The following is a 25,599-nucleotide window of genomic DNA, read 5'->3' as shown; positions in this document are numbered from 1 at the left end:
CGAAGCCGTCCACCCTACGTTGACGCCACGACCCGGTTGCGGCCGCCCTCTTTCGCCTGATACAAGGCCTGATCGGCCTGCGCGACGAGCTGCTGCGCCACGCCCTCGATCGCGTGGTCCCTCTCGAAATCGTCGAGGGTCGCCACGCCGATCGACACCGACACCGCCAGCGATTGCCCTTCCTGCAGGAAGAACGGCCGCTCGGCCACGCTGGCGCGGATGCGCTGGGCGACCATGCTGGCGCTGCCCAGGTCCGCGTCGATCAGCAGCACGACGAATTCCTCGCCGCCGAAGCGGCCCAGCGCATCCGTCATGCGCAGCTCCGCCTTGATGCGGGCGGCCACTTCGCGCAGCACGTCGTCGCCGGCCAGGTGGCCGTACGTGTCGTTGACCTGCTTGAAATAATCGATGTCGATGTACATGCACGACAGCCGGTACGCCTGGCGCCGCGCGCGCGAAATCTCTTCGACGAGGCGGCGGTCCATGTAGCGGCGGTTGTAGACGCCCGTGAGCGCATCGGTGAGGCCGATGTACTTCAGCATCTCGTTGCTGATCACGTTCTCCAGGCAGATCGCGATGATCGACGCCATGTGCTCGACGAAGTCCGTGCCGAGCAGCGGCGTGAAGCGGCCCGGGTCGCGGCTGCCGAGATTCAAGCTGCCGATCAGCCGTTTATTCCGCATCAGCGGCACCATGGCCACGCTGGCGAGGCCCGCGGGCGGATGGGGGAAGGCGTGGCGTTGCGTGGCCGCGTCGAACGGCACCAGCCGCGGCTTCGGCGCGCGGCCATTGGATAAATCGAATCCGAGCCCGTCGGCGTTGTCGTGGAACAGCAGGTTGGGGAACGCCTCGAAATCCACGCCCAGTTTGAGCATCACGGTGTAGATGTCGGCGCCGGTGTCGACGAGCGACAAGGTGACGGCGTCCAGGTCGGACACGACGGGCAGCAGGCGGAAGATCGTCCCCACCAATTCCGTGAAGGTGCTGGCACCGACGATTTCCAGGTCGAACGCCTGGTGCCGCATCATGATGACGTGGTTGCCCTCGGCCTGGTCCATCAAGCTGGACAACTGGCGGCGCAAGGCCTCGTTCTCGGCGATGAGTTCGCGCACACTGGCGCCGCGCTCGTGCATGTGTGGTTCCCCTTCAGCAAGTTTCCTAATTTACGCGAATCTACGCGGCTTGGAAACGAAAATGATGAGGCCAGGGCATCAACATTGCAAAGATGTCATTTGAATGGCCTGCCATGCATGTTCCAACAACGGTGGCGCCAGCAGGTGGACGGCGCGCGGCACGACGTCCAGCCGCACGTCCGCCCCCAGCGCGGCGAGACGCTCGAAGGCCCGCTCGCTATGCTGCACGGGCACGGTCCGGTCCATGCGGCCATGCACGAGGGTGACGGCCGTGCGCCGCTCCCAGGCCTCCGGCAGCGGCGCGACGCGACCGGCGATGGCGACCACGTGGCGCGCGAGGAAGCGGTCCTGGCACGCGGCCAGCGCCATGATCGCGCCTTGGGAAAAGCCCGCGAGCACCGTCCGTTCCGGCGGCACGCCGTGCGCGCGCTGTAAGCCTTCGATCGTCGCGACGAACGCCGGCAGCGCCGCGCGGATGCGGCCCGGGCGGTTCTCGTCCGTGATGCCGTCGACAGAAAACCATTGATGGCCCTCGCCGCCGCGGTCGCAGGGCCAGGCGGCCGGCGGCGCCACGGCGCGCGCTTGCGGAGCATGTGCGGCGACCAGGTCGGCCAGCGGCGCCATGTGGGCGGGAGTCTGGCCTACGCCGTGCAACAGGACGATCAGGAAATTCATCCGCGCAGTCTAGCGCATCCGGCGCATATCGATATACGCCCGCCGACTCAGGCGTTTTTCGGATTTATAAGCGCGAAACCATTCGTTCCCGCACGGTTCTCCCGTCGATACCATCCTGGCAATCATGACTTGTCATGACAGGACATACGGACAATGACAACCTTTCGCGCCATCGAACAATCCGCCATCCCGCTGTATTCGCAGGTCCGTGAACGGCTGCGCGAACGCATCGCCGACGGCACTTATGCGCCGCAAGCGCGCCTGCCGTCCGAGAGCGAGATCGGCGCCCTCCTCAAGGTCAGCCGCATCACCGTGCGCCAGGCGCTGGGCGATCTGCAGAAGGAAGGCGTGATCGTCAAGGTGCCCGGCAAGGGCACGTTCGTGGCAACGAGCCGTCCGAGCCAGGAGCTGGCGCGGCTGGAAGGCTTCGGCGAAGCCATGTCGCGCAAGGGCCACCGGATCGTCAACCGCGTCGTGAAGCACGCGCAGGTAAAAGCGCCGCCGGCCGTCGCGGAGCGGCTGCGCATCGCGCCGGGCGCGCCGGTGACGGAAATCCAGCGCGTGCGCTGGCTCGACCGCGAACCCGTGTCGTTCGAGATCACGTATCTGCCGCCCGCGATCGGCGAGCGGCTGCGCGGCGAAAACCTGGCCGGGCGCGACATCTTCCTGATCCTGGAAGCCGACTACGGCATCGCGCTCGGCTATGCCGACATCCAGATCGGTGCCGCGAATGCGTACTCAACCCCGGCGGACATCGGGCTGGCCAAGGCGCTGCGCGTGGAACCGGGTGCCGCCCTGCTGCGCATCGAGCGTCTGACGTGGACGGCGGACGGCGTGCCGCTCGACTTCGAATACCTGTACGTCCGCGGCGAAGCGTTCCAGTACGCCCTGCGCCTGCCGCGCCATCCCTGACACTTATTTCACCAGGAACCCGATATGGAAACGCATATTCAAACCGTCGACGTGCTCGTGATCGGCGGCGGCACGGCCGGCCCGATGGCCGCCGTCAAGGCCAAGGAAGCGAACCCGCAGCTGCGCGTGCTGCTGCTGGAAAAGGCCAACGTCAAGCGCAGCGGCGCCATCTCGATGGGCATGGATGGCCTCAACAACGCCGTGGTGCCGGGCTTTGCGACGCCCGAGCAGTACGTCAAGGAGATCACCATCGCCAACGACGGCATCGTCAACCAGGCCACCGTGATGGCCTACGCGCGGAACAGCTACGCCATGATCGAGGAGCTGGACAGCTGGGGCGTGAAGTTCGAAAAGGACGAGACGGGCGACTACGCGATGCGCAAGGTCCACCACATGGGCACGTACGTCCTGCCGATGCCCGAGGGCCACGACATCAAGAAGGTGCTGTACCGCCGCCTGAAACGGGCCCGCGTCGCGATCACCAACCGCCTGGTCGCCACGCGATTGCTGACCGCGGACGACGGTGCCATCGCCGGCGCGATGGCCTTCGACTGCCGCACGGGCGACTTCCACGTGATCCGTGCGACCTCCGTCGTGCTGGCGACGGGCGCCGCCGGCCGCCTCGGCCTGCCCGCCTCCGGCTATCTGTTCGGCACCTACGAGAACGCGACCAACGCGGGCGACGGCTACAGCATGGCCTACCACGCGGGCGCGGAACTGTCCGGCATCGAGTGCTTCCAGATCAACCCGTTGATCAAGGATTACAACGGCCCCGCCTGCGCGTACGTGACCGGCCCGTTCGGCGGCCACACGACCAATGCGAAGGGCGAGCGCTTCATCGAATGCGATTACTGGAGCGGCCAGATGATGCAGGAGTTCTACGACGAGCTCCAAGGCGGCAACGGCCCCGTGTTCCTCAAGATGAACCACCTGGCCGAGGAAACCATCCAGACCATCGAGACGATCCTGCACACGAACGAGCGCCCGAGCCGCGGCCGCTTCCACGAAGGACGCGGCACCGACTACCGCGAGCAGATGGTCGAGATGCACATCTCCGAGATCGGCCTGTGCAGCGGCCACTCGGCATCCGGCGTGTGGGTCGACGAGCATGCGCGCACGACGGTGCCGGGCCTGCACGCGGCCGGCGACCTCGCCTGCGTGCCCCATAACTACATGCTGGGCGCCTTCGTCTACGGCCGCCTGGCCGGGGAAAGCGCGGCCGCCTACTGCGCCGCGCACGCGCTGCCGGAAGTCGACGAGGCCCAGGTCGAACGCGAACGCGCCCGCGTATGGGCGCCGCTGGCGCGCGAGGACGGGCTGCCGCCGAACCAGGTCGAGTACAAGCTGCGCCGCATGGTCAACGACTACCTGCAGCCGCCGAAGGTCACGCGCAAGATGGAGATCGGCCTGCAGCGCTTCGAGACGATCCGCGCCGACCTCGATCGCCTGCAGGCGAGGAATCCGCATGAACTGATGCGCGCGATGGAGATCCACGCGATCCGCGACTGCGCCGAGATGGCCGCGCGCGCGTCGCTGTACCGCACGGAGAGCCGCTGGGGCCTGTACCACAACCGCGTCGACTACCGAGAGCGCAACGATGCCGACTGGTTCGTGCACGTGCAGATCAAGAAGGACGACGACCGGATGACCTGCTTCAAGCGCCCCGTCGCGCCCTACATCGTTCCGCTCGACGACAGCGAGAAGGACGCCTACCGCCGCCTGCGCGTGCACAAGACCGAGGCCCTCGCGGCCTGACCAGGAGAACCCATGCCGACCACCATCAACATCACCAGCGTCCCGGTCACCGTCGACGACGACAAATGCATCGCGCACAAGGGCTGCACCGTGTGCGTGGACGTATGCCCCCTCGACGTGCTGGCCATCGACATGGTCAAGGGCAAGGCCTACATGAAGTTCGACGAATGCTGGTACTGCATGCCGTGCGAGAAGGATTGCCCGACCGGCGCCGTCCACGTCGATATCCCGTATCTGTTGCGCTGAACCATCCTACGGAGAACAATCAATGAAATTCCTTGCCCTGTCCCTGCTCCTCGCCTTCGGCAGCGCCAACGCGGCCGAAACGATCCGCGTCGCCATCGGCACGCAGGACACGACCATCAACTGCGCCACCGGCGGCCTCTTGATCCGCGAGCTGCACCTGCTGGAAAAATACCTGCCGCACGACGGCAAGTACAAGGACGTCAAGTACGACATCGAGTGGAAGAATTTCACGTCGGGCGCGCCGCTGACGAACGAGATGGTGGCCGGCAAACTCGACATCGGTTCGATGGCCGACTTCCCCGGCTCCTTCAACGGCGCCGCGCACGCCAAGGCGGGCAAGAAGAGCCTCTTCATCACCGTCCTGTCGGGCAGCACGCTCGGTTCCGGCAACGGCATCGTCGTGCCGAAGAACTCGCCCGTGCAATCACTGGCGGAACTGAAGGGCAAGACGATCTCCGTGCCGTTCGCCTCCACCGCCCACGGGATGCTGCTGCGCGCCGTGAAAGCCCAGGGCTGGGATCCGGAAAAGGACGTGAACATCACGACGCAGGCGCCGGAAGTCGCCGGCTCGGCCCTGCAGAGCAACAAGGTCGACGCGCACGCCGACTTCGTCCCTTTTGCCGAACTGTTCCCGCACCGCGGCTTCGCCCGCAAGATCTACGACGGCTCGCAAGCCCAGGCGCCCACGATGCACGGCAGCCTCGTCGACGCGGCGTATGCGAAAAAGTATCCGGAGGTCGTCGTCGCCTACCTGCGCGCCGCCATCGAGGCCGACCGCCTGATCGCGGCCGAGCCGGAAAAATACAGTGAGCTGATCGCGAAAGTCACCGGCATCGAAGCGGAAGTGAACTACCTGTTCCACGGTCCGGTGGGCCTGCAGACGCGCGACTTCACGTGGAAGCCGGAATACCGCCAAGCCGTGAAAACCTCGATCGAGACCCTGCGCCTGCTGAAGCGCACGGATGCCGACATCGACGTGAACACCTTCATCGACGATTCGTACATCCGCACCGCGTTCAAACAGGCGGGCCTGGATTACGACAAGCAGCTGAAGAACTACGACAAGCTGCCGTTGAGGGCAAAGGACGCCGTCACCGGCAAACCGATCACCGACTACCGCCACCTCACGCAGATCTGGGTCCAGGGCGAACCGCTCGTGCGCCACTACGCGAGCGCGACGAGCGCGATCGCCGAGCTGCGCAAGCTCGAACAGGCGGGCAAGAAGGTGCGCACCGTGTACGCCCACGACCAGGGCTCGGGCCTGAAGCTGCTGGCGGGCGACGCGTGGTTCGTCGTGGACGGCAACGGCAAGGACGTCGGTGCGTATCTGCTGAAGGCGGATGCGCAGACGCAGGCGGCCAAGGTGAAGGGCAAGGTGGTCGATTTCGAGACGCTCAAGGGCGGGAAATCGATCTGATTCCGTTATCCGTCAGCGGATGACTCGTCGTCCCCGCGCAGGCGGGGACCCAAGCTTTGCGTTCGAAGTCGAAGAAATTGGGTTCCCGCCTCGGCGGGAACGACGCTGCTTACGTTTCAAGTGACTCAGGAGCCTACATGGACACCACCGCCCCCCGCACACTCGACCCGGCCCTGCTGGGCCGCGCCGGCCGCCTGCTGCTGCGCGCGCTGTCGCTCGCCGCCTGCGTGGCGGCCTGGCAGTGGGCCGCCACGCACCACCTCAACCTCGGCCTCGTCACGTTCCAGAACGTGCCGTCGCCGAAGGACGTGCTCGACGCGGCCGCCGCGCTGCTGGAATCGCCCAAGCTGGCGCTGCACCTGAAGGCCAGCGTATGGCGCGTGTTCGCCGGCTTCGCGGCGGCGGGCGTGGCCGGCATCGGGCTCGGTCTCGTCATCGGCCGCTCGCGCGTGCTGGAAGACGTGCTGCTGCCGCCGCTGGAAATGCTGCGCCCGATTCCGGCCGTCGCCTGGATCCCGCTGGCGATATTGATGTTCCCGTCGTCGGAATTGTCGATGGTGTTCATCACGTTCATCGGCGCGCTGTTCCCCATCCTGCTCAACACGATCCACGGCGTGGAAGGCGCCGACCCGCGCCTCGTCGCCTCGTCGCGCAGCCTCGGCGCCGGCCGCCTCCCCATTTTCACGGAAGTGATCCTGCCGGCGGCCGCGCCCAGCATCGTCACGGGCCTGTCGATCGGCATGGGCACGGCGTGGTTCTGCCTCGTGACGGCCGAGATGATCTCCGGCCAGTTCGGCATCGGCTATTACACGTGGGCCGCGTACACGATCCAAAACTACCCGGACATCGTCGTCGGCATGCTGTTCATCGGCATCATCGGTATGGGCAGCAGCGCGCTCGTGAAGAAGATCGGCGACCTCGCCATGCCCTGGTACCACATGCAAAGGACAAAACGATGAACCAGACCACTTCGTTCGAACGCGCGCGGCTGGCGCAGGGCGGCGCCATCGAGATCGACCGGCTCGGCATCCGCCTCGGCGCAGGCGCGCAGGCGTTCGACGCCGTGCAGGACGTGTCGCTGTCCATCGCGCCCGGCGAATTCGTCTGCGTGCTGGGGCCGTCCGGCTGCGGCAAGTCGACCTTGCTCGGCGCGCTGGCCGGCCACTGGACGCCCAGCCGCGGCAGCATCCGCGTGGACGGCGCGCCCGTCGCGGGGCCGCATCCGGACCGCGGCCTCGTCTTCCAGCAGCACACGCTGTTCCCGTGGAAGAAGGTGCTCGACAACGTCGCCTTCGGCCTCAAGATGCAGGGCGTCGGCCGGCGCGAGCGGCGCGAACGGGCGCGCGATCTGCTGGGTCTCGTCGGCCTCGCCGGCTTCGAAGACCGCTATCCGATCCAGCTGTCCGGCGGCATGCAGCAGCGCGTGGAGATCGCGCGCGTCCTCATCAACCATCCGCGCGTCATGCTGATGGACGAACCGTTCGGTGCGCTCGACGCGCAGACGCGTTTGAAGATGCAGGAACTGCTGCTGGACGTGTGGGCGCGCGTGAACACGACCATCATCTTCATCACGCACGACATCGACGAGGCGCTGTTCCTCGCCGACCGCATCCTGGTGATGAGCCCACGGCCCGGGCGCATCATCGACGAGATCCGCCTCGACTTCGAGCGCCCGCGCCATCCCGACCTGATGACGTCGAACCACTTCACGCGCCTGAAGCGCCACTGCCTGGACCTGCTGCACCCGCAGGCCAGCATCACGCCGCTGGCGCGCCTGAGCCCACTGGGCCCTCTCTGAACTCTGCCATGCAAGGACACATCGTGACTTCCGATTTTTACGACGACCCCGAACTCGCCGCGCTGGCGCTGCGCCTGCGGGATATTGACGCGACCGTGCGCCGCATCGCCCTGCTCGACCTGGCCGACCTGGACGGCGACGCCCACGTGCCGCTATTGCTGGCCGCCCTCGGCGACGATGCCGCTTCCGTGCGCACGGAAGCGGCCCGCGCGCTGGAAGCGTTCGAATCGCCGGCCACCGTGCGCGGCCTCGCGCGCCTGCTGTCGGACGAGGACGCCGGCGTGCGCGCGGCCGCCGCGCAGAGCCTGTCGGAACTGAAGCTGCCCGAATCGGCGCGGGAACTGCTGCCGTTCATCGCTACTGGCGATCCATTCGTGCGCGCGGCCGCGCTGCGCGGCGTGCGCGAGCTGCGCGTGGCCGACAGCGTCAAACCCGCCTTGGCGGCGCTGGATGACCCGGATCCGCTCGTCCGGCGCGAGGCGGTGGCCGTGCTGGGTTATCTGAAGCGTCTCGATGCGGTCGATGCGCTGACGCGGCTGACGATCCAGGATCCGGTGCCGGAGGTGCGGCGCGCCGCGGCGGGGGCGCTGGGGTTTGCCGACGAGACGCCGGCCGTGCTGGCCGCCCTGCTGGCGGCGCTGCTAGATCCCGCCTGGCAGGTGCGCGAGGAAGCCGCGACGACGCTCGGCAAGCTGCGCCTGCGCGACGCCGCCCCGGCCCTCATCGCGGCGCTGGACGACGCGTACTGGCAGGTGCGCCTGCGCGCCGCCCGCAGCCTGGGCCGGTTGCGCAACCTGGATGCGCTGCCGGGCTTGACATCGGCGCTCACGCACACGATCGGCAACCTGAGAAAGGAAGCGGCGCTGGCGCTGGGCGAGATCGGTTCGCCGGCCGCGCTGCCCGCACTGCGCGCGGCGGAGAACGACCTTGACCCGGAAGTGCGCAAGTCCGTGCGCCTGGCGCTCCAGCAGATCGGGGCGGCCGCATGACGACGCTGCCTGCGACCATCGAGAACCACGCCGCGCAGGGCGTGCTGGCGCTGCGCTGGCCGGACGGCAGCGAGGCGCGGATCACGCACGCGCGGCTGCGCGCCCTGTGCCCGTGCTCGGCATGCCGCGCGCAGCGGCGGGCCGGGATCGAAGTCGAAGCGGACAACGCCGTGCGCCTGGCCGCGATCGAGCCGGTCGGCGCCTATGCGCTGAACCTCGCGTTCAGCGACGGCCACCGGCGCGGCATCTATCCCTACGAAATGCTCGCCACGTTCGCCTGACACGAGGTTTCTGCATGTAGGGTGGAGGCTCCGCCGTCCACGCGTGCAACGGCGCGGATCAGCGTCGTGGTATGCATGCGCCGCATGAACGCATGGACGGGAAACCCGTCCACCCTACGTTTAAAAGGCGATTTCCGTTTCCAGTTCCTGCCCGAGATGCAGCTCGCCGCCGGCCCCCGCCGTCACGATGCAGTTCATGCCGAGGCACACCGCGCCTTCCATGCGCGGATTGGCCCGGTAGGTCTGCAAGATATCGAGCGGGTCCGGGCCCGGGATGCCCGTCGCCTGGTCGATCGAGGGAATCGGGCAGCGCGCGCACGGCTTCACCGGACGGATCTCGACGCCGCCGACGGTCAGCGTGGCGAGGAAATCCTCTTCGCAGGCGTCGAGGCCGTCGACGACGAGGTTCGGGCGGAAGCGGTCCATCGGCAGCGCATGGCGGCCGGCCGCGACGAGGCGCGCGTTGAGGTCGTCGAGCGACGCCTGGCCGATCAGCAGCAGCGGATAGCCGTCCGCAAAGCGCGTCTGGGCCTCCACGCCGTTCGTCCATTTGGTGCTCGTCGGCCGCACGACGTCGCGGTGGAAGCGCACGAGGCGGCAGGCCGTAGCCAGCACGGCCGAGAACCAGGCGGCGGCCGCGTCGCCGCAATCGGCGGCGTCGACCTTGTCGTCCCAGATCTGCACGGTGCGCTTGGCGGCCGCCTCGTCCCACGCGAGCGGCAGCGCCAGTTCGTCCATGCCGGGCGCATGGATGCGCAGCTTGCCACCGTCCGGCAACGGCCGGATCAGCGCCATGCGCGGGTGCTCGCGCTGCGTGAGGAACTGGCCGTCGTCCGTCACCAGCATCCATTCACGGTCGTGCACGCCCAGCGCGAACAGGCCGGAGTCGAGCACGGTCGCGGACCGCACGGCGATGCCGGCGCAGGATTTGATCGGGTACAGAAGCAGATGGGTCAGGATGGCCATGGATCGGTTCGTCGTTGTGGGGTCTGGATACTGGTCGATAGTATGCACCAATCCACATTCGCTGTTCCTGTTTGCCAAGCGCATAAAACCGGCGTACACTCCGTCCCGTCGCTTCGGCTTACCGGGGCGGCACCAATGCTAGGGGTCCTGCGCCGTCACGCGGCGTGGGTGAGAAATACCCTCCGAACCTGATCTGGATAATGCCAGCGAAGGGAAGCTACAGAGCTAAGCGTGCACGTTCGTCTGCCCGCATCTTTGCACCTCCTCCAGCTGGATCGCCGATCTCCCGGGGTACTCCTGAACCTGCTGCGCGTTGCATTTTTCCCTGCGATGCCCGCTGTACTCGCGTACGGCTGCGCGTCTCGGACAAAACTGCTGCCGTTCGCGACGGTTTAGAAGTGCCCCTTAGTGACCAACAAGGAGTGCACTTTGAACGCCGATCCGAAATTCCTGTCCGCCAGCGCCACCGTCGATGCCGCCGCCGTCGCGCCGCTTCCCAATTCCCGCAAGATCTACGTGACGGGCAGCCGCCCGGACATCCGCGTGCCAATGCGCGAGATCCGCCAGGCCGACACGCCGGCGTCGTTCGGCCATGAACCGAATCCGCCCGTGTGGGTCTACGACACGTCCGGTCCGTACACCGATCCCGACGCCGTCATCGACATCCGCTCCGGCCTGGCGCCACTGCGCGCCGACTGGATCCGCGAGCGCGGCGACACGGAAGAACTGGCCGGCCCTTCGTCGCACTACGGCGTCGAACGCCTGAACGATCCGAAGCTGGCCGAGCTGCGCTTCAACCTGCAGCGCAAGCCGCGCCGCGGTGCGCCGGGCCGCAACGTCACGCAGATGCACTATGCGCGCCAGGGCATCATCACGCCCGAGATGGAGTACGTCGCCATCCGCGAAAACCTGCGCCGCCAGGAATATCTCGCCGCGATGGAGGCCGCCGGCCCGACGGGCAAGCGCATGGCGCAGATGCTGGGCCGCCAGCATCCCGGCCAATCGTTCGGCGCCAGCATTCCGAAAGAGATCACGCCGGAATTCGTACGCGACGAGATCGCCCGCGGCCGCGCCATCCTGCCGGCCAACATCAATCACCCGGAATCGGAACCGATGATCATCGGCCGTAACTTCCTCGTGAAGATCAACGCCAATATCGGCAACTCGGCCGTGACGTCGTCGATCGGCGAGGAAGTCGAGAAGATGACGTGGGCCACGCGCTGGGGCGGCGACACCGTGATGGATCTGTCCACCGGCAAGCATATCCACGAGACGCGCGAGTGGATCATCCGGAACAGCCCCGTCCCCATCGGCACGGTGCCGCTGTACCAGGCGCTGGAAAAGGTGCACGGCAAGGCCGAGGACCTGACGTGGGAAATCTACCGCGACACGCTGATCGAGCAGGCGGAGCAAGGCGTCGACTACTTCACCATCCACGCCGGCGTGCGTCTCGCCTACGTGCCAATGACGGCCAACCGCCTGACGGGCATCGTCTCGCGCGGCGGTTCGATCATGGCCAAGTGGTGCCTCGCCCACCACAAGGAATCGTTCCTGTACACGCATTTCGAAGAGATCTGCGAGATCATGAAAGCGTACGACGTCGCGTTCAGCCTGGGCGACGGCCTGCGTCCCGGCTCGATCTACGACGCCAACGACGAAGCCCAGCTGTCCGAGCTGAAGACGCTCGGCGAACTGACGCAGATCGCGTGGAAGCACGACGTGCAGGTGATGATCGAAGGCCCGGGCCACGTGCCGCTGCAGCTGATCAAGGAGAACATGGACCTGCAGCTGGAGCAGTGCCACGAGGCGCCGTTCTACACGTTGGGGCCCCTGACCACCGACATCGCGCCGGGCTACGACCACATCACGTCCGGCATCGGCGCCGCCAACATCGGCTGGTACGGCACGGCGATGCTGTGCTACGTGACGCCGAAGGAGCACCTGGGCCTGCCCGACAAGGACGACGTCAAGGACGGCATCATCACGTACAAGATCGCGGCGCACGCGGCCGACCTGGCCAAGGGCCATCCGGGCGCGCAGATCCGCGACAACGCGCTGTCGAAAGCCCGTTTCGAATTCCGCTGGGAAGACCAGTTCAACCTCGGCCTGGACCCGGACAAGGCGCGTTCCTTCCACGACGAGACGCTGCCCAAGGATTCCGCCAAGGTGGCGCACTTCTGCTCGATGTGCGGTCCGCATTTCTGCTCGATGAAGATCACCCAGGAAGTGCGCGATTACGCGGCCGGCCAGGGCATCGCTGCCAACGCCGCGCTGGAACAGGGCATGCAGGTGAAGGCCGTCGAGTTCATGAAGCGCGGCGCCGAGCTCTATCACAAGGAGTGACGCCGTGCTGGAAATCGAATTGAACGGCGCCGCGCACCTGCTACCCGCGCAGACCAGCCTGCACGACCTCGTCGAGTCGCTGGGCCTCGCGGGACAGAAGCTCGCGCTGGCCGTGAACCGGCAGGTCGTGCCGCGCGAGCGCTGGCGCGACACGCCCCTGCAAGCGCGCGACCGCGTGGACGTGGTGCGCGCCATCGGCGGCGGCTGATCTCGACCTCATCCAACCTTGGGGAGAAATGACATGACGAATGCAACCTCTGCGGACCGGCCGTTGATCATCGCCGGCAAGGAATACAACTCGCGCCTGCTGGTGGGCAGCGGCAAATACCGCGACCTGGAACAGACGCGCGCGGCGACCGAAGCATCCGGTGCCGACATCATCACGGTGGCGATCCGCCGCGTCAACATCGGCCAGCACGCGAACGAACCGAACCTGCTCGACGTGGTGCCGCCGTCGCGCTACACGATCCTGCCCAACACGGCCGGCTGCTACAACGCCAAGGACGCCGTGTACACGCTGCAGCTCGCGCGCGAACTGCTGAACGGCCACAACCTCGTCAAGCTGGAAGTGCTGGGCGACGAGAAGACGCTGTTCCCGAACATGCCGGAGACGCTCGTCGCCGCGCGCGAACTGGTGCGCGACGGCTTCGACGTGATGGTCTATTGCAGCGACGACCCGATCCAGGCGCGCATGCTGGAAGACATCGGCTGCGCCGCGATCATGCCGCTCGCGTCGCTGATCGGTTCCGGCATGGGCATCCTCAATCCGTGGAACCTGTCGCTGATCATCGAACAATCGAAGGTGCCGGTGATCGTCGATGCGGGTGTCGGCACGGCGTCCGACGCGGCCATCGCGATGGAACTGGGCTGCGACGGCGTGCTGATGAACAGCGCCATCGCCGGCGCGCAGGACCCGGTGCGGATGGCCGGCGCGATGCGCCTCGCGGTGGAAGCGGGCCGCGAAGCGTATCTGGCGGGCCGCATGCCGCGCCGGTTCGCGGCCTCGCCGTCGTCGCCGATGGCGGGCCGCATCTGATGGACGCGGCCATGCGGCCCTGCGTGCTCGTGTGCGCCGGACTCGATCCGTCCGGCGGCGCGGGCATCCAGGCCGACATCGAGGCCATCGGCGCCCAGGGCGCGCACGCGCTGCCGCTGGTGACGGCGCTGACGGTGCAGGACAACAACGCCGTGCGCGAAGTCGTGCCCGTCGACGCCGGTCTGCTGCTGCGCCAGGCCGTGCTGCTGGCCGAGACGATGACGATCCGCGCGGTGAAAATCGGCATCCCCGGCAACCGGGAGAACGCGGAAGCCATCGCCGGCATCGTGCGGATGCTGCGTGTGCATCGGCCGGATCTGCCCGTGGTGCTCGACCCGGTGCTGGCCAGCGGCCGCGGACACAGCCTGGCGCGCGGCGACGCGCTGGCGGCGCTGGCGCCGCTGCTGGCCGTCACGACGCTGCTCGTGCCGAACCTGCCGGAAGCGGCGGCGCTCGGTATCGTCCCGAACGGCAGCGCGCCCCTGCCCTGCGCCCACGTGCTGGTCACGGGCGGCCACGGCGACGGCGCCGACGTCGTCAACCGCTGGCTGAGCGAGGCGGGAACGCGGGAGTGGCGCTGGCCGCGCCTGCGCGGCGAATTCCACGGCAGCGGCTGCACGCTGGCCTCGGGCATCGCGGCCCGCCTGGCGCTGGGCGACACGATGGCGCAGGCGCTGGAACACGGCCAGCGCTGGTGCGACCGCACGCTCGCGCACGCGTACGCGATCGCGCCGGGCCAGCACATCCCGCGCCGCATCCATCCTTGAGGAGAACAGAGACATGCGAGGTTTATACCTGGTGACCCCGAACTGGGACGACACCGACCGGTTGCTGGACGTGACGGAACAGGCGCTGCGCGCCGGCGCCGCGCTGGTCCAATACCGCCACAAGGACGCGGGCCCTGACCTGCGCCGCGAACAGGCGGCGGCGCTGCTCGCGCTGTGCCGCCGCAACGGCCGGCCGCTGATCATCAACGACCACGTGCTGCTGTGCAACGAGCTCGATGCGGACGGCGTGCACGTGGGCGGTCTCGATGCGTCCGTGGCGTCCGTGCGCGACGCCGTCGGCCCGGGCAAGATCGTCGGCGCGTCGTGCTACGGCGACCTGGAACTCGCGCACCGCGCGCAGGGCGCGGGCGCGAGCTATGTCGCGTTCGGCGGTTTTTACCCGTCGCTGGTGAAGAAGTATGAGGTGACGACGGCGCCGGACATAGTCGTGCACGCCAAGGCCAGCCTGTGCGTGCCGGTGGTGGTGATCGGCGGGATGACGACGGAGAACGCGCGGCCGCTCGTGTCGCGCGGGGCCGATATGGTGGCGGCGATCAGCAGTGTGGTGCAGGCGGCGGATCCGTTTTCGGCGGCGAGGGAATTTGTGGGGTTGTTCTAAACGTTAACGTAAAAGCTTCATTCCCGCGAAAGCGGGAAGCCATACACGAGTACCGTTGCTGCAAACTCAGCATGGATCCCCGCCTGCGCGGGAGTCGTTCCCGGCAATGCCGGGAACGACGGTTTTTTATGCCTTGGCCAATTTAAACTGTGCGAGTTCGCCAGTCAGATACCCGACGGCCGCCCCGAACTTGTCCTTGTAATTGGCCTTGATGAGCGGGTCCAGCGTGCCCTTGACGTTGGCGTGGATGCTGCCCCAATCGCCCGGATGCTGGAAGTTGCTCATGATGTAGGTCCAGCCATTGACGTCGTCGACCGCATGCAGCCCCGTCGACTCGCCGCCCGCCGGCACCGACAACAGGCGCGAGAGCTGCTTCGTGTCGACGTTGTACGCCCACAGGTAGTTGTTCACGTGCTGGCTGCTGTCCTCGCCGATGAACAGCGTGCGCATCTTTTCCGAGAACTTCAGGTTGTCCGGGTTCGCCACCTTGTCCGGATTCGCCGTGTTGCCGAGCGCATCGGCGGCGGTGTCCTCGCCCACCAGCAGGGCCTTCGTGTCAAACGGCATCCACTCGCTGTTGATGGCGTTGCCGGCCGTGTCCTTCTGGCCGCCCTTCAGGTTCAGCATCATGACGGCGCCCGCGACCAGGGCCTTCGGGATCGAAATGCCGTTGCCCGCCACGTTCAGCGCGTTACCGGCCACCATCGAAGACTGGCAGTTCTGCAGGGCCGAGTAGGCGATCTTGTCCTTGATGTTGACGGTGGTGCCTTCCATCTTGGTGAAGCCCATCGATGCGCCGACGAGGGCGGCGTAGCGGTGCGTCTCCAGGAATGCCGCGGCCTTTTCCATGCCCGGTTTCAGCTTCAGCCACTCGATGCGGCCGTTGGCGGCGACCTTCGTGTAGCTGGCATCCGCCGGGTCGGTGGTCTTGACGTCCATGATGTCGGCCGGCTTGAGCGACGCGGCCAGCGAGCGGATCTCGGCGCTGGTGGCGGCGCCCAGCTTGATCCACGTGAGCGGCGCGGCCGGCGCGGCCGGATCGAGCGAGAAGCCGCTGCCGACCTTGGCCACGTACAGCGTGCCCGCGGACAGGTCCTTCTCCTTGTCGGCCACGAACACGAAGTAGCCGCTGTTGGTGGCGTCGTCGCCCATGATCACGGTGCGGTTGTCGGGCACGACCTGCACCAGCTCGTGCGAGATGCGGCCCAGACAGTAGTGCTTCTTGATCGACGCGGTGCCGTCGGTGTTGACGGTCACTTCCGGCAGGTGGCCGTAGTTGTACGGGTTCGCCTTCGTCTCGTCGCCGTACAGGTTCTTGCTGAAGGCCTTGAACTGGGCGTCGGTGGCCGCGAGGTAGGCGTTCGGCTCGTACTCTTCGCTCGACAGGTGCGTGCCCCACGGCGACAGGCTGGCGCCGCACGTGATCCACAGGCCGTTCACGCCGGACGTGTCGACGTTGTGGTACTTCACCAGCGTCAGCTTGCCGGTGGTCTTGTCCTGGTCGAGGGTCAGCACGGCGATCGGCGACGGCAGCTTGCCGTACATGTCCGTCTTGCCGTCCTGGGCCCACGTCGTGTATTCGAACTGGACGACGGCGAACACCGGATTGCCCTTCACGCCGGCCACGTTCGCGTTCGGCACGGTCAGCAGCGACGTGCCGTCCGGCGAGTCCGAGAAGAACTGGCGCTCTTTACCCGCGACCGTCGTGTCGACGATCGGCTTGTTGTTGATGTCGTAGTAGCCGCCGGCCAGGATGGTGCCGCCGCTGCCGTTCGGGACCATGTCGCCGGTGATGAAGAACGGTTGATACGACAATTTGAAATCGAGCTTGCTGCTGTCGCTGAAGTTGACCGTCATCGTCGAACCAACCGACGTCGTGGCCATCGCGGCGGCGGCGGCCAGCGACGGCGCCGCCATCGACCCGAACGACACGCTCGCGAGGGTCACGGCCGGCGCCGGCGCGGTGGCCGTCGGGGTGTCGTTGTCGCTGCCGCCGCAGCCGGCCATCAAGGCGGCCACGCCGCCGGCGCCCAGCGGCAGCATCGGGGTGGCGCCCATCAGGCGAAGCAGGCGGCGGCGGGACAGGTCGGGATTCGGGTTCATGCGTCAACTCTCCAGGGTTCTCAACAAAGGGAATGCCCGGAGATTAGTTGACGAGTATTTCACGTTCATTACATAACTTTAATGTTTTAATTCTTGACATGGTCGCCGCGTCGGCGTAATGCGGCGATGCAAAAAAGGCCTGCGCCGAGGAGCCCCAGCGTGGCCCGTTCCGGCACGGCCGCCGCCGCATGCCCTTCGAATTGGCCAGGTTGCTGATGGTGCCGTTGGTGACCGTCATCGTCACGCGCCAGGCGGCCCAGTCCAGGTTGCCGGCGCGCGGATAGAAGCACCCTCGTCGCGCAACAGGGACGTACCCTTGAACAGCCACATGTTGACATCGAAACCGGTAACCGATCCGTCGCCGTCGACCATGCGGGTTGGCGCAGGATTTGGCAGAGAGGTCGAGCTGAGCCGCGCGGTGCCGCACGCCATGAAAAAAGCCCCGGCACCAGAGGTGCACGGGGCTTTGTTCGTGTGAGCGGACTGGATCAGACGTTGAACAGGAAGTTCAACACATCCCCATCCTTGACGATGTACTCTTTACCTTCCGCCCGCATCTTGCCCGCTTCCTTCGCACCGGCTTCGCCCTTGTACGCGATGTAGTCGTCGAAGGAAATGGTCTGCGCACGGATGAAGCCGCGTTCGAAGTCGGTGTGGATCACGCCCGCCGCCTGCGGGGCGGTGGCGCCGATCGGGACGGTCCAGGCGCGCACTTCCTTCACGCCGGCCGTGAAATAGGTCTGCAGGCCCAGCAGCTTGAAGGCGGCGCGGATCAGACGGTCGAGGCCCGGCTCTTCCATGCCCATGTCGGCCAGGAATTCCTGCTTATCGGCGTCGTCCAAGTTGGCGATTTCCGATTCGATCGCGGCGGAGATCGCGACGATCGGCGCGTTCTGCTTGTTCGCGAATTCCGTCAGCTGGTCCAGCAACGGATTGTCCTTGAAGCCGCTTTCCGACACGTTGGCCACGAACATCGCCGGCTTCGACGTGATCAGGCACAGCGGCTTGATCAGTTCCATCTGGTCGGCGTCCAGGCCCAGCGTGCGCACGGGCTGGCCTTCGTTCAAGTGCGGCAGCAGCTTTTCGATGATCGCGACCAGCTTGATGGCATCCTTGTCGCCGGCGCGCGCCTTCTTCTGCTCGCGGTGCAGGACTTTCTCTGCGGTGCCCATGTCGGCCAGCGCCAGTTCGGTCTGAATGACTTCGATGTCGTCGATCGGGCTGACCTTGCCGGCCACGTGCACCACGTTCGGGTCTTCGAAGCAGCGTACGACGTTGACGATGGCATCCGTCTCGCGGATGTGCGACAGGAACTGGTTGCCCAGGCCCTCGCCCTTCGATGCGCCGGCCACGAGGCCCGCGATGTCGACGAACTCGACGATAGCCTTGACGACGCGCTCCGGCTTCACGATGGCGGCCAGCTGGTCGATGCGCGGATCCGGCACCTCGACGACGCCGACGTTCGGCTCGATGGTGCAGAACGGGTAGTTTTCAGCCGGGATGCCGGCCTTGGTCAGGGCATTGAAGAGGGTGGACTTGCCGACGTTGGGCAGGCCGACGATGCCGCATTTGAGACTCATGGGAAGCTTTCAGGGTCGAATTTACGAAACCTCGTATTGTACCTCCGCTTGCCTGCGAAGACCGCAAACAAGCCGGTTTGCGTCGTTTAAAGCGGACGAATCCGCCCGACGTCCGGCCTGTCGACGAATGCCGCGAATTCGTCGCGCAGCCGTTCCCCCTCGTCCATCGCCTGGCGCCACGCGCGGATGCGGGCATCGTGGTCCAGCCCGTAAAACTTGAAATCGCTGCGGTCGATGAGTTTTCCGCGCGGCATGTTGGCGAGGAAGTCATGGCTCGGCGCCACGATCAAAACGTTGTCGAGCCAGCCACGGTTCGGTCCGCGCGCCGTGCGGCGCCACGGCAGCGCCTTGTCCAGCCAGCCCGGCACGATGTGTTCCGAGAAATGCGGATACAGCACGATGTCGCTGGACGCCTGCTCCGCCACGCGGGCATACGGCAGCGCCAGGTTGTAGTCGATGATGCCGCCGTCCCAGTAGTGACCGGGCGGCGCGCCGGCGATATCGCGCACCGGTTTCATCAGCATGGGCAAGGTGCCGGACGCGAGCAGGCCGGCCGCGAGATTGTCCGGCGTCAGGGCCGAAAAATGCGTCGCGAAGTTGTCGAAACGGTCACGCAGCCAGGGCGTGCGTGCGCGCCGGTCGCCGAGCACGACGCGGTCCATCAGGTGCGCCAGCTTGTCGCGCGAAAACAGGTTGTGCAGGGCCGCCGCCGCGAACCCGCGCATCTCGGCGTGCCGATGGCCGGGCGCGGCCAGGGCGCGCTTGCCGCGCACGGTCAGCACGTGCAGGCGGTGGTGCGGGTGGTTGACGATGTCGTCCTCGTGGCCGCGCACGAATTCGTTCAGCAGGCCCTGCACGACGGCGTCGATCTGTTCCTGCGAAGGCTTGGTCGACGTGTAGCGCTGGCCACTGTAGAGCTCGCCCAGGCGCGCGAAAGCCGTCACGGGGTCGCGCTGGCAGGCGGCCGCCATGCGCCAGGCGCCGATCGACGCGCCGATCAGGATGCGCTCGCGCGGCGCGCGCGGGAACCAGTCGCCGAACACCCACTGGTCGAGGGCGCGGAACACGAGCCCCTTCGGTCCGCCGGCCGCGGCGGGCACGACGGCGACGTCCTGCGCGCGCAAGCCGTGCGCGCGGATCCGGGCGAGGGCCAGCGGCCCGGCGTGGAAGGTAAGTGCGCTCATCCCGGAATTATCGCAGGAAGGGCTCGGTTGCGTAGGCTCAAGGGACATCCGGCGGCCCTCCGTAACATGGTCCGGTCGCCCTTCCGGTCCGCACGTCTGGAGCCCGCATGATCAGTAGATATTGCGCCCTGTTATTGTCGATGATGGTCGCGCTGTTGACGGCCGGCAGTCCCGCGCGCGCCGGCACCGGCACCGATCCATCCGTCATCGTCGAGCGCCATGTCCGCCATTACACCGTCGAACCCGACGGCACGTACCGGCTCACGGTGGACGACGAGCGCACGCTCACCGGGCCCGGCGCCGTGCGGGACCACGGCCGGTTCATCATCCGCTCCAGCAGGACGCTGGACGAGCTCGTATCGGTGGCGGCGTACACGCAAAAGCCCGACGGACGGCGCATGCCCGTGCCGCCAGGCGGCATCCGCGACCAGGAGGTCGTGTTTCCCACTGCGGCGACGGGCGACCGGCTGATCGTGCACTACGTGGTGCGGCGCCACACGCCGCCATTGCCCGGCCAGTTCGACGACGTGGCGGTCATGCCGCCCCACGTGCACCGGAACACCACGCTGATCTACGACATGCCGCCTGCGATGCCGCTGCATGCGGACGCCGTCGGCTTCGTGCCCGTGCCGGGCGACAGTCCGCCGGGCCGGCGGCGCTACCAGTGGCGCTACGTGAACGGGCCGATTGATCGCCCCGAAGCCGGTGCGGTCAGCGTCCTCGACTACGGCCGGCGCCTGGTCGTCTCGACCCTGCCCGATTACCCGGCCTTCGCCGCCGCCGTGCGCGCCACCGCGGCCGGCAAGGCGCCACCCTCCCCGGCCGGCGCGGCGCTGGCGCACCAGCTCACCGCCGGGCTGCCCGACACGCACGCCCGCGTGCTGGCGCTGGCCGGGTGGGTCCGGAACAATGTACCCGACAGCGGCGGCAAGAACGGCATCGCGCAACTGGAAGCGATGCTGACGGCCGTCGGCATCGCCAGCACGCCGGCCCTCGTCAACGGCGGCAATGCGTACAAGCTGCCGGACGTGCCGGCGCTGGGCGTGCTCGACCGCGCGCTCCTGTACGTGCCCGGCCTCGACCTGTTCGTCGACCCGGCGGCGACATCCGTCCAGGCCGGCCACCTGCCGCCTGCCCTGCTGGGCAAGCCCGTGCTGTTGCTCAAGAGCGGCACGTTCGCGATGACGCCGGTGCTGCAGCCGCAGCAGATCCGCACGGTGGCGACGATCGGCATCGACCGCCCGCGCGCGAACGGATCGCTGGCGACGACGTACCACGCGTCGGGCGCCGTGGAGGCTGCCGTGGACAACCTGATGCGCGAACGTGAACGCCACCTGGACTTCGTCTGCGCGGCCGTCGACGTGGAAGACGAGACCCGCCTGCGCCTGCCGCCAGGCCTGCATGCCGCGGCGCTGCCCGGGCCGGCCAGCGTGATCACCGGCGGCATCTTTTATCGCGCCACCTACACGCGCGAGAGCGACGCGATCCTGGTCAGGCGCCGCCTGACCGTCCGCCACGGCCGCGCGACCTGCACACCCCGCGAAGACCGCGCCATGCGGCCCGCCCTGGAACGCATCCGGCGCGACCTGAACAGCCGGATCGTCGTCGCCGGAACCGGCCTAGGAAGCCGCGTCGCTTCGAAAGGCATCGCGCCACCCGCGCGCGCGCAACGCGGCCACGGCCTCGTCCGTGAGATCGAAACGCAGGTCGATGCGGTCCCGTCCCGAACGGTAGCCGCCGGGCCAGCGGGCGATCTCGACGAAGCCGCAGCGCCGGAAAAAGCCGGCCGTGTGCGGATGCGTATCCACCGTCACGTAGCGGGGCCGCAGCTTGCGGCCGGCCATGTGCAGCAGGCGGTAGGCCAGCAGCGCGCGGCCGATGCCGGTGCCGTGGCGGTCGGCCCGCACGAGGCCGAACACGAGGGTGCCGAGGTCATAAAACTCGGACAATTCGTAGCCGCCGAAGCCGACGATCCCGCCCGCCTCCAGCGCGACGAACAGCGGACCGTCCGGGTCGTCGAGGGCGGAACGCAGCCATGACGCTTCCGACGCGGGAAAGTGCGCCGGTACATTGGAGCGGAATGCTGCCAGGACGGCCTTGCGGTCGTCCGGACGATAACGCCTGATCTGCAATTGCATGTCGGATGTGAATAGTTTATCTGCACCGTTATCTTCCACCATCTTCGCAAAAGCCGCCGTCGCGATCCGTGGCAGTCAAAATAAATTCGAAATCCTTAGGCGATTCGGAACAACGCCTGTATATTTCATCGGGCACCTCGTCAAGTCGTCGTTATTGTTGGTTTCGTTCCCGTCTCGCCCGTCCGGGCATTCCCGTCTGATACCCCTCGGTTACATCTCTTGGTCGCGATGCATATCGGGCATTCCGCTCTCAACATCTACTGAAGGTATCAACATGGCTACTCAAACCGGCACCGTGAAATGGTTCAACGATTCCAAAGGCTTCGGCTTCATCGCGCCTGACGCAGGCGGCGACGATCTGTTCGCGCACTTCAAGGACATTCAATCGGAAGGTTTCAAAAGCCTGGCCGAAAACCAGCGCGTCTCGTTCGAACGCGCGCCCAGCCCGAAGGGCGACAAGGCAAGCAATATCCGCGCGATCTGACCGTTCGCGCCCGTCGTATCGAAGGCCCGCGCAAGCGGGCTTTTTTACGTCCGCTCGCCACGCCGCGCACGCGACAGTTCGCGCGCCTTGTACGCCCTGGCAATGGCCGTTACATTAGTGCCATGCAAGCCGATGAAACCATTACCGTCGAAGACGCCGTGCAGGTGCTGGCCATGGTCGGCGACTTGTCCATGGGCCTGCCGCCGGACCACTCGATCCGCACGGCCCGTCTCGCCGCGCGGCTGGCGGAGGAGAACGGCGACGGTCTCGACGCCTGCACGAGCACGCGCCTGGTGGCGCTGCTGCGCTGGTCGGGCAGCACGGCGACGGCGGCCGGGTTCGCGCACCTGCTGGGCGACGATGTCCTCGGCCGCCATGCGATGGTCACGCGCACCTTGTCCGGCCACAGCGGCCTCACGTTCGCCAACGTGCTGCCGCTGGCGCAGATGCAGTGTGAAGTCGCGGGCGATATCGCCGTGCTGCTCGGGTTGCCGGGCGACGTCGAGAACAGCCTGCGCCATCTGTTCGGCAGCCATCACCGCGGCGACATGCAGGATCTGCTGTTCGCCCCGAACATCCCGCGCGCGGTGTTCTACGTGCGGCTGGCCGGCGACCTGGAGGTGCTGGCGCCGGCGCACGGCACGGCCGGCGCCCTGCGCCTGATCGGCGAGCGGGCCGGCGTCAAATATCCGGTCACACTGCTGCAGCGGCTGGCGCCGCACGCGCAGGACTGGCTCGACATGCTCGGGGAACCGTCCTGCGCGGCCGACTATCCCGGCCACGACCGGCGCGTGCCGCTGTCCATCGTGGCCGACGTCATCGAATTGAAACTGCCGTGGCTGACGGGTTATTCGCGCCGCGTCGCGGCATTGGCGCGGCGCAGCGCGTCGCTGGCAGGCATGCTGGCGCTGGAAGAAAGTCCGCTGGCGCGGGCCGCGCTGCTGCACGGCATCGGCAAGGTGGCGGTGCCGAACGTCGTGTGGGAACGCCCGGGCAAGCTCGATGCGGCCGACTGGGACCAGGTGCGCAAGGTGCCGTTCTGGACGGCGCGCGCGGGCTCGCAGATCCCCGCGATCCAGAGCGAGGCCACGCTCGCGTCCTACATCTACGAACGCCTCGACGGCAGCGGTTATTTCCGCAAGGCGCGGGGCGACGTCATGGGCATGCAGGAACGCCTGCTCGGCGCGGCCGCCGCGTTCGTCGCGCTGTGTTCGCCGCGCCCGTGGCGTCCGGCGCATGGCGAGGCGGCCGCGTCGACGTTGATGACGGCGCAAGCGGCGGCCGGACGCTTCGACCGGCATGCCGTCGAGGCCGTCCTCGCGGCGGCGCGGGCCGGGCTGGGGCCGCCGCCCACGCGCGACCGTCTGCTGTCCGAACGCGAACTCGAAGTGCTGCGCCACATCAGCCAGGGAGAGACGAGCCGCGAAGCGGCCCGCGCCATGCGCATCAGTCCGGCGAGCGTGCGCATGCACATCGACAATATCTTTCAGAAACTGGAGTCGGGGTCACGCCCTGCCGCGACGCTGAAAGCGCTGGCGCGCGGGCTCATCTGACGCTGGGATCAGTCCGTGTGCAGCTGCATCGTCGCAGCATTCATCTTGCCTTCGCACACCATCGGGATGATGCGCAGGCTCTTGTCGATGGCTTCCTCGATCAGCGTCTGCTCTTCGCGGCGCGGACGGTGCAGCACGAAGTCGGCCACGCCCTGCTGCAGGTTCAAGGTGCGCGGATGGCCGATGCCCAGGCGCAGGCGCCAGTAATCCTGCGTGCCCAGGGCGGCCGTGATGTCCTTGAGGCCGTTGTGCCCGCCCGAGGAACCGCCGCGCTTGAGCTTGGCGACGCCGGGCGGCAGGTCGAGTTCGTCGTGCACGACGAGGATCTCTTCCGGCCCGATCTTGAAGAAGCGCGCCAACGCGCCCACCGACTGGCCGGAGCGGTTCATGAACGTCAGCGGTTCGAGCAGCCAGACGTCCTTGCCGGAGATCGATGTCTTGGCGACCATCGCATTGAAGCGCGACTCGCGCTGCAAATGGCAACCGGGCAAGGAGTTCGCGAGGTTGTCGACCAGCCAGAAGCCGGCGTTGTGACGGGTTTGTTCATATTCCGGGCCGGGGTTGCCGAGGCCGACGATCAGGCGGATGTGCATAAAGCGTAAGAATCGTGCGTAAAGCGTCATTATCGCGTAAAACGCATCGCTTGATTCCCCCGGAAAACGCGGCCGCGCTGCGGCCGCGCCAGCTCTTATTTACTCGCCGCCACCGCCTCCAGGATCACCTTGGCGACGTCTTCCGGACGCGACTGCTGCGGCACGTGGCTGGCCGGCAGTTCCGTCGTCTTGGCGCCGATGGCCTTCGCGAAGCGGCGCTCCAGGTCGGGCTGGATCATGCGGTCGTTCTTGCTGACGATGTACCAGCTCGGGTGGTTCTTCCAGGCGGCGACCGTCGTCTTGTCGCCGAACGCTTTCACGGCGATCGGGCCCTGGGTCGCGGCCATCACGGCGGCGTGCGGCGCAGGCACGTCCTGGGCGAAATACTCTTTCAGCACGGCCGGCGACAGGCTGGCGAAACCGAACTTGTCGACCGTCAGCTTGGTGATGCCCGGCGCGGGCGGCAGGTCCTTGCCGAGGTCGCTGGTGGCCTGGCCGGCGTCCGGCGCGAAGGCGGCCACGTAGACGAGGCTGGCAACCTTGTCGCCGGCGCCCGCTTCCGTGATCACGGTGCCGCCCCAGGAGTGGCCGACAAGCACGACCTTGCCGGGCTGGTTGTCGATCGCGCGCTTCGTCGCGGCGACGTCATCGGCCAGCGACGTCAGGCTGTTCTGCACGGCCGTGACCTTGACGCCCTTGGCCTGCAGCAGCGGGATTACCTTGGCCCAGTCGGAGCCGTCGGCGAAGGCGCCGTGGACGATGACGACGGACGGTTGTTCGGCGCCGTTGGCGGCTTGCGCAATGCCGGTGCCGGCGGCGGCGATGGCGGCAGCGGCGGCCAGGTTGCGCAGGGTGGTGGAAATCGATGCTTTCATGATGGCTCCTTATGGTTCGTTGTCGGGATGGGAACCTCGAACAACCTGCTACGCGTTGCCGATTCGGCCTGCGATGCTCGCTGTACGGCTCGTACAGCTGCGCTTCCTGCCGAATCTGCTGCTCGTTACGGTTTTTCGAGGTTCCCGTTGTC

26 protein-coding genes and 1 riboswitch are annotated in these 25,599 nt (G+C 67.1%); of the genes, 16 read left to right on the top strand and 10 right to left on the bottom strand.

Features of this window, described 5'->3' with window-relative positions:
- Window positions 1-14 precede the first annotated feature (14 nt).
- Both BVG12_RS22255 and BVG12_RS22250 read right to left on the bottom strand, forming a co-directional pair.
- Window positions 15-1,133: a GGDEF domain-containing protein gene (locus BVG12_RS22255; protein ID WP_075794296.1), complete on the bottom strand. Its 1,119-nt coding sequence runs from the start codon at window positions 1,131-1,133 to the stop codon at window positions 15-17.
- A 78-nt stretch (window positions 1,134-1,211) separates the two neighbouring features.
- The gene (locus tag BVG12_RS22250; protein WP_083685310.1) at window positions 1,212-1,808 is read right to left on the bottom strand and encodes a prolyl oligopeptidase family serine peptidase; all 597 of its coding nucleotides are present in this window, start codon (window positions 1,806-1,808) and stop codon (window positions 1,212-1,214) included.
- Between the two features lie 153 nt (window positions 1,809-1,961).
- Here BVG12_RS22250 and BVG12_RS22245 point away from each other — a divergent pair, with 153 nt between their 5' ends.
- The 8 genes from BVG12_RS22245 to BVG12_RS22210 all read left to right on the top strand — a co-directional run bounded on the left by BVG12_RS22245 (window position 1,962) and on the right by BVG12_RS22210 (window position 9,206).
- A complete protein-coding gene (locus tag BVG12_RS22245; protein ID WP_075794295.1) occupies window positions 1,962-2,720 on the top strand; it encodes a GntR family transcriptional regulator in 759 nt (252 codons plus the stop codon).
- A 24-nt stretch (window positions 2,721-2,744) separates the two neighbouring features.
- The gene (locus BVG12_RS22240; protein WP_075794294.1) at window positions 2,745-4,475 is read left to right on the top strand and encodes a fumarate reductase/succinate dehydrogenase flavoprotein subunit; all 1,731 of its coding nucleotides are present in this window, start codon (window positions 2,745-2,747) and stop codon (window positions 4,473-4,475) included.
- Window positions 4,476-4,487: 12 nt separating this feature from the next.
- Window positions 4,488-4,721 (top strand): 4Fe-4S dicluster domain-containing protein, encoded by a 234-nt coding sequence (locus BVG12_RS22235; protein WP_075794293.1) that lies wholly within the window; start codon window positions 4,488-4,490, stop codon window positions 4,719-4,721.
- 22 nt (window positions 4,722-4,743) lie between these two features.
- Window positions 4,744-6,138: an ABC transporter substrate-binding protein gene (locus BVG12_RS22230; protein WP_075794292.1), complete on the top strand. Its 1,395-nt coding sequence runs from the start codon at window positions 4,744-4,746 to the stop codon at window positions 6,136-6,138.
- A gap of 137 nt (window positions 6,139-6,275) precedes the next feature.
- Entirely contained in the window at window positions 6,276-7,097 is an 822-nt protein-coding gene (locus BVG12_RS22225) for an ABC transporter permease (RefSeq protein WP_083685308.1), read from the top strand.
- Window positions 7,094-7,936, top strand: a complete 843-nt coding sequence (locus BVG12_RS22220; RefSeq protein ID WP_075794291.1) for an ABC transporter ATP-binding protein — start codon at window positions 7,094-7,096, stop codon at window positions 7,934-7,936. Before BVG12_RS22225 ends, BVG12_RS22220 begins: the two co-directional genes overlap by 4 nt.
- A gap of 23 nt (window positions 7,937-7,959) precedes the next feature.
- Window positions 7,960-8,925, top strand: coding sequence for a HEAT repeat domain-containing protein (locus tag BVG12_RS22215; RefSeq protein ID WP_229503682.1), 966 nt, complete (start codon window positions 7,960-7,962; stop codon window positions 8,923-8,925).
- On the top strand, window positions 8,922-9,206 hold the full coding sequence (locus BVG12_RS22210; protein ID WP_075794289.1) for a DUF971 domain-containing protein: 285 nt from the start codon (window positions 8,922-8,924) through the stop codon (window positions 9,204-9,206). Before BVG12_RS22215 ends, BVG12_RS22210 begins: the two co-directional genes overlap by 4 nt.
- A 120-nt stretch (window positions 9,207-9,326) precedes the next feature.
- On the opposite strand, the gene BVG12_RS22205 is transcribed toward BVG12_RS22210, so the two are convergent.
- Window positions 9,327-10,172 carry an MOSC domain-containing protein gene (locus BVG12_RS22205; RefSeq protein WP_075794288.1) on the bottom strand — a complete coding sequence of 282 codons (846 nt, stop codon included), beginning with the start codon at window positions 10,170-10,172 and terminating at the stop codon, window positions 9,327-9,329.
- Between the two features lie 130 nt (window positions 10,173-10,302).
- Window positions 10,303-10,404: riboswitch (TPP riboswitch) on the top strand.
- A gap of 197 nt (window positions 10,405-10,601) precedes the next feature.
- Here BVG12_RS22205 and thiC point away from each other — a divergent pair.
- The 5 genes from thiC to thiE are packed head-to-tail and all read left to right on the top strand — an operon-like array spanning window position 10,602 to window position 14,937.
- The gene (gene thiC, locus BVG12_RS22200; protein ID WP_075794287.1) at window positions 10,602-12,515 is read left to right on the top strand and encodes a phosphomethylpyrimidine synthase ThiC; all 1,914 of its coding nucleotides are present in this window, start codon (window positions 10,602-10,604) and stop codon (window positions 12,513-12,515) included.
- Window positions 12,516-12,519: 4 nt separating this feature from the next.
- On the top strand, window positions 12,520-12,723 hold the full coding sequence (gene thiS, locus BVG12_RS22195; RefSeq protein WP_075794286.1) for a sulfur carrier protein ThiS: 204 nt from the start codon (window positions 12,520-12,522) through the stop codon (window positions 12,721-12,723).
- A 33-nt stretch (window positions 12,724-12,756) separates the two neighbouring features.
- Window positions 12,757-13,551, top strand: a complete 795-nt coding sequence (locus BVG12_RS22190; RefSeq protein ID WP_075794285.1) for a thiazole synthase — start codon at window positions 12,757-12,759, stop codon at window positions 13,549-13,551.
- Window positions 13,552-13,562: 11 nt separating this feature from the next.
- Entirely contained in the window at window positions 13,563-14,318 is a 756-nt protein-coding gene (gene thiD / locus BVG12_RS22185; protein WP_075796502.1) for a bifunctional hydroxymethylpyrimidine kinase/phosphomethylpyrimidine kinase, read from the top strand.
- Window positions 14,319-14,331: 13 nt separating this feature from the next.
- Window positions 14,332-14,937: a thiamine phosphate synthase gene (thiE, locus tag BVG12_RS22180; protein ID WP_075794284.1), complete on the top strand. Its 606-nt coding sequence runs from the start codon at window positions 14,332-14,334 to the stop codon at window positions 14,935-14,937.
- 126 nt (window positions 14,938-15,063) lie between these two features.
- Here thiE and BVG12_RS22175 read toward each other — a convergent pair whose 3' ends face one another.
- Complete coding sequence (locus BVG12_RS22175; RefSeq protein WP_075794283.1) at window positions 15,064-17,040, bottom strand: PhoX family protein; 1,977 nt, start codon at window positions 17,038-17,040, stop codon at window positions 15,064-15,066.
- A 43-nt stretch (window positions 17,041-17,083) separates the two neighbouring features.
- Window positions 17,084-17,278 (bottom strand): hypothetical protein, encoded by a 195-nt coding sequence (locus BVG12_RS34210; RefSeq protein ID WP_156895709.1) that lies wholly within the window; start codon window positions 17,276-17,278, stop codon window positions 17,084-17,086.
- Between the two features lie 90 nt (window positions 17,279-17,368).
- On the opposite strand from BVG12_RS34210, the gene BVG12_RS34205 reads away from it, so the two are divergent.
- Window positions 17,369-17,518 carry a hypothetical protein gene (locus BVG12_RS34205; RefSeq protein WP_156895708.1) on the top strand — a complete coding sequence of 50 codons (150 nt, stop codon included), beginning with the start codon at window positions 17,369-17,371 and terminating at the stop codon, window positions 17,516-17,518.
- Window positions 17,519-17,528: 10 nt separating this feature from the next.
- Here the strand turns inward: BVG12_RS34205 and ychF are convergent, their stop codons facing one another.
- From ychF to BVG12_RS35875, 3 genes are all read right to left on the bottom strand, one after another.
- Window positions 17,529-18,620 carry a redox-regulated ATPase YchF gene (gene ychF, locus BVG12_RS22170; RefSeq protein WP_075794282.1) on the bottom strand — a complete coding sequence of 364 codons (1,092 nt, stop codon included), beginning with the start codon at window positions 18,618-18,620 and terminating at the stop codon, window positions 17,529-17,531.
- An 86-nt stretch (window positions 18,621-18,706) separates the two neighbouring features.
- A complete protein-coding gene (locus BVG12_RS22165) occupies window positions 18,707-19,804 on the bottom strand; it encodes a patatin-like phospholipase family protein (protein WP_075794281.1) in 1,098 nt (365 codons plus the stop codon).
- 1,619 nt (window positions 19,805-21,423) lie between these two features.
- Window positions 21,424-21,942 carry a GNAT family N-acetyltransferase gene (locus tag BVG12_RS35875; protein ID WP_075796501.1) on the bottom strand — a complete coding sequence of 173 codons (519 nt, stop codon included), beginning with the start codon at window positions 21,940-21,942 and terminating at the stop codon, window positions 21,424-21,426.
- 274 nt (window positions 21,943-22,216) lie between these two features.
- Between BVG12_RS35875 and BVG12_RS22150 the strand changes: the two genes are divergently transcribed.
- Together BVG12_RS22150 and BVG12_RS22145 are read left to right on the top strand one after the other, a co-directional pair.
- Window positions 22,217-22,426, top strand: coding sequence for a cold-shock protein (locus BVG12_RS22150; RefSeq protein WP_075794280.1), 210 nt, complete (start codon window positions 22,217-22,219; stop codon window positions 22,424-22,426).
- Window positions 22,427-22,548: 122 nt separating this feature from the next.
- The gene (locus BVG12_RS22145) at window positions 22,549-23,979 is read left to right on the top strand and encodes an HD domain-containing phosphohydrolase (protein ID WP_075794279.1); all 1,431 of its coding nucleotides are present in this window, start codon (window positions 22,549-22,551) and stop codon (window positions 23,977-23,979) included.
- An 8-nt stretch (window positions 23,980-23,987) separates the two neighbouring features.
- Here the strand turns inward: BVG12_RS22145 and pth are convergent, their stop codons facing one another.
- Complete coding sequence (gene pth / locus BVG12_RS22140) at window positions 23,988-24,572, bottom strand: aminoacyl-tRNA hydrolase (protein WP_075794278.1); 585 nt, start codon at window positions 24,570-24,572, stop codon at window positions 23,988-23,990.
- A 95-nt stretch (window positions 24,573-24,667) separates the two neighbouring features.
- Window positions 24,668-25,447: an alpha/beta fold hydrolase gene (locus tag BVG12_RS22135; RefSeq protein WP_075794277.1), complete on the bottom strand. Its 780-nt coding sequence runs from the start codon at window positions 25,445-25,447 to the stop codon at window positions 24,668-24,670.
- Window positions 25,448-25,599: the final 152 nt, after the last annotated feature.

This window comes from Massilia putida (genome assembly GCF_001941825.1).
In the GTDB taxonomy this organism is placed as follows: domain Bacteria; phylum Pseudomonadota; class Gammaproteobacteria; order Burkholderiales; family Burkholderiaceae_D; genus Telluria; species Telluria putida.
This window is presented reverse-complemented; position numbering and strand designations above follow the sequence as displayed.

Coding starts and splice junctions, on each gene's coding strand:
- BVG12_RS22145 (WP_075794279.1), top strand. CDS start 22,549: ATGCAAGCCGATGAAACCATTACCGTCGAAGACGCCGTGCAGGTGCTG.
- BVG12_RS22220 (WP_075794291.1), top strand. CDS start 7,094: ATGAACCAGACCACTTCGTTCGAACGCGCGCGGCTGGCGCAGGGCGGC.
- BVG12_RS22210 (WP_075794289.1), top strand. CDS start 8,922: ATGACGACGCTGCCTGCGACCATCGAGAACCACGCCGCGCAGGGCGTG.
- BVG12_RS22250 (WP_083685310.1), bottom strand. CDS start 1,808: ATGAATTTCCTGATCGTCCTGTTGCACGGCGTAGGCCAGACTCCCGCC.
- BVG12_RS22150 (WP_075794280.1), top strand. CDS start 22,217: ATGGCTACTCAAACCGGCACCGTGAAATGGTTCAACGATTCCAAAGGC.
- pth (WP_075794278.1), bottom strand. CDS start 24,572: ATGCACATCCGCCTGATCGTCGGCCTCGGCAACCCCGGCCCGGAATAT.
- ychF (WP_075794282.1), bottom strand. CDS start 18,620: ATGAGTCTCAAATGCGGCATCGTCGGCCTGCCCAACGTCGGCAAGTCC.
- BVG12_RS22255 (WP_075794296.1), bottom strand. CDS start 1,133: ATGCACGAGCGCGGCGCCAGTGTGCGCGAACTCATCGCCGAGAACGAG.
- BVG12_RS22205 (WP_075794288.1), bottom strand. CDS start 10,172: ATGGCCATCCTGACCCATCTGCTTCTGTACCCGATCAAATCCTGCGCC.
- BVG12_RS22230 (WP_075794292.1), top strand. CDS start 4,744: ATGAAATTCCTTGCCCTGTCCCTGCTCCTCGCCTTCGGCAGCGCCAAC.
- BVG12_RS22225 (WP_083685308.1), top strand. CDS start 6,276: ATGGACACCACCGCCCCCCGCACACTCGACCCGGCCCTGCTGGGCCGC.
- BVG12_RS22245 (WP_075794295.1), top strand. CDS start 1,962: ATGACAACCTTTCGCGCCATCGAACAATCCGCCATCCCGCTGTATTCG.
- thiD (WP_075796502.1), top strand. CDS start 13,563: ATGCGGCCCTGCGTGCTCGTGTGCGCCGGACTCGATCCGTCCGGCGGC.
- BVG12_RS35875 (WP_075796501.1), bottom strand. CDS start 21,942: ATGCAATTGCAGATCAGGCGTTATCGTCCGGACGACCGCAAGGCCGTC.
- BVG12_RS22165 (WP_075794281.1), bottom strand. CDS start 19,804: ATGAGCGCACTTACCTTCCACGCCGGGCCGCTGGCCCTCGCCCGGATC.
- BVG12_RS34210 (WP_156895709.1), bottom strand. CDS start 17,278: ATGACGGTCACCAACGGCACCATCAGCAACCTGGCCAATTCGAAGGGC.
- BVG12_RS34205 (WP_156895708.1), top strand. CDS start 17,369: ATGTTGACATCGAAACCGGTAACCGATCCGTCGCCGTCGACCATGCGG.
- BVG12_RS22190 (WP_075794285.1), top strand. CDS start 12,757: ATGACGAATGCAACCTCTGCGGACCGGCCGTTGATCATCGCCGGCAAG.
- BVG12_RS22235 (WP_075794293.1), top strand. CDS start 4,488: ATGCCGACCACCATCAACATCACCAGCGTCCCGGTCACCGTCGACGAC.
- BVG12_RS22240 (WP_075794294.1), top strand. CDS start 2,745: ATGGAAACGCATATTCAAACCGTCGACGTGCTCGTGATCGGCGGCGGC.
- thiE (WP_075794284.1), top strand. CDS start 14,332: ATGCGAGGTTTATACCTGGTGACCCCGAACTGGGACGACACCGACCGG.
- BVG12_RS22135 (WP_075794277.1), bottom strand. CDS start 25,447: ATGAAAGCATCGATTTCCACCACCCTGCGCAACCTGGCCGCCGCTGCC.
- BVG12_RS22175 (WP_075794283.1), bottom strand. CDS start 17,040: ATGAACCCGAATCCCGACCTGTCCCGCCGCCGCCTGCTTCGCCTGATG.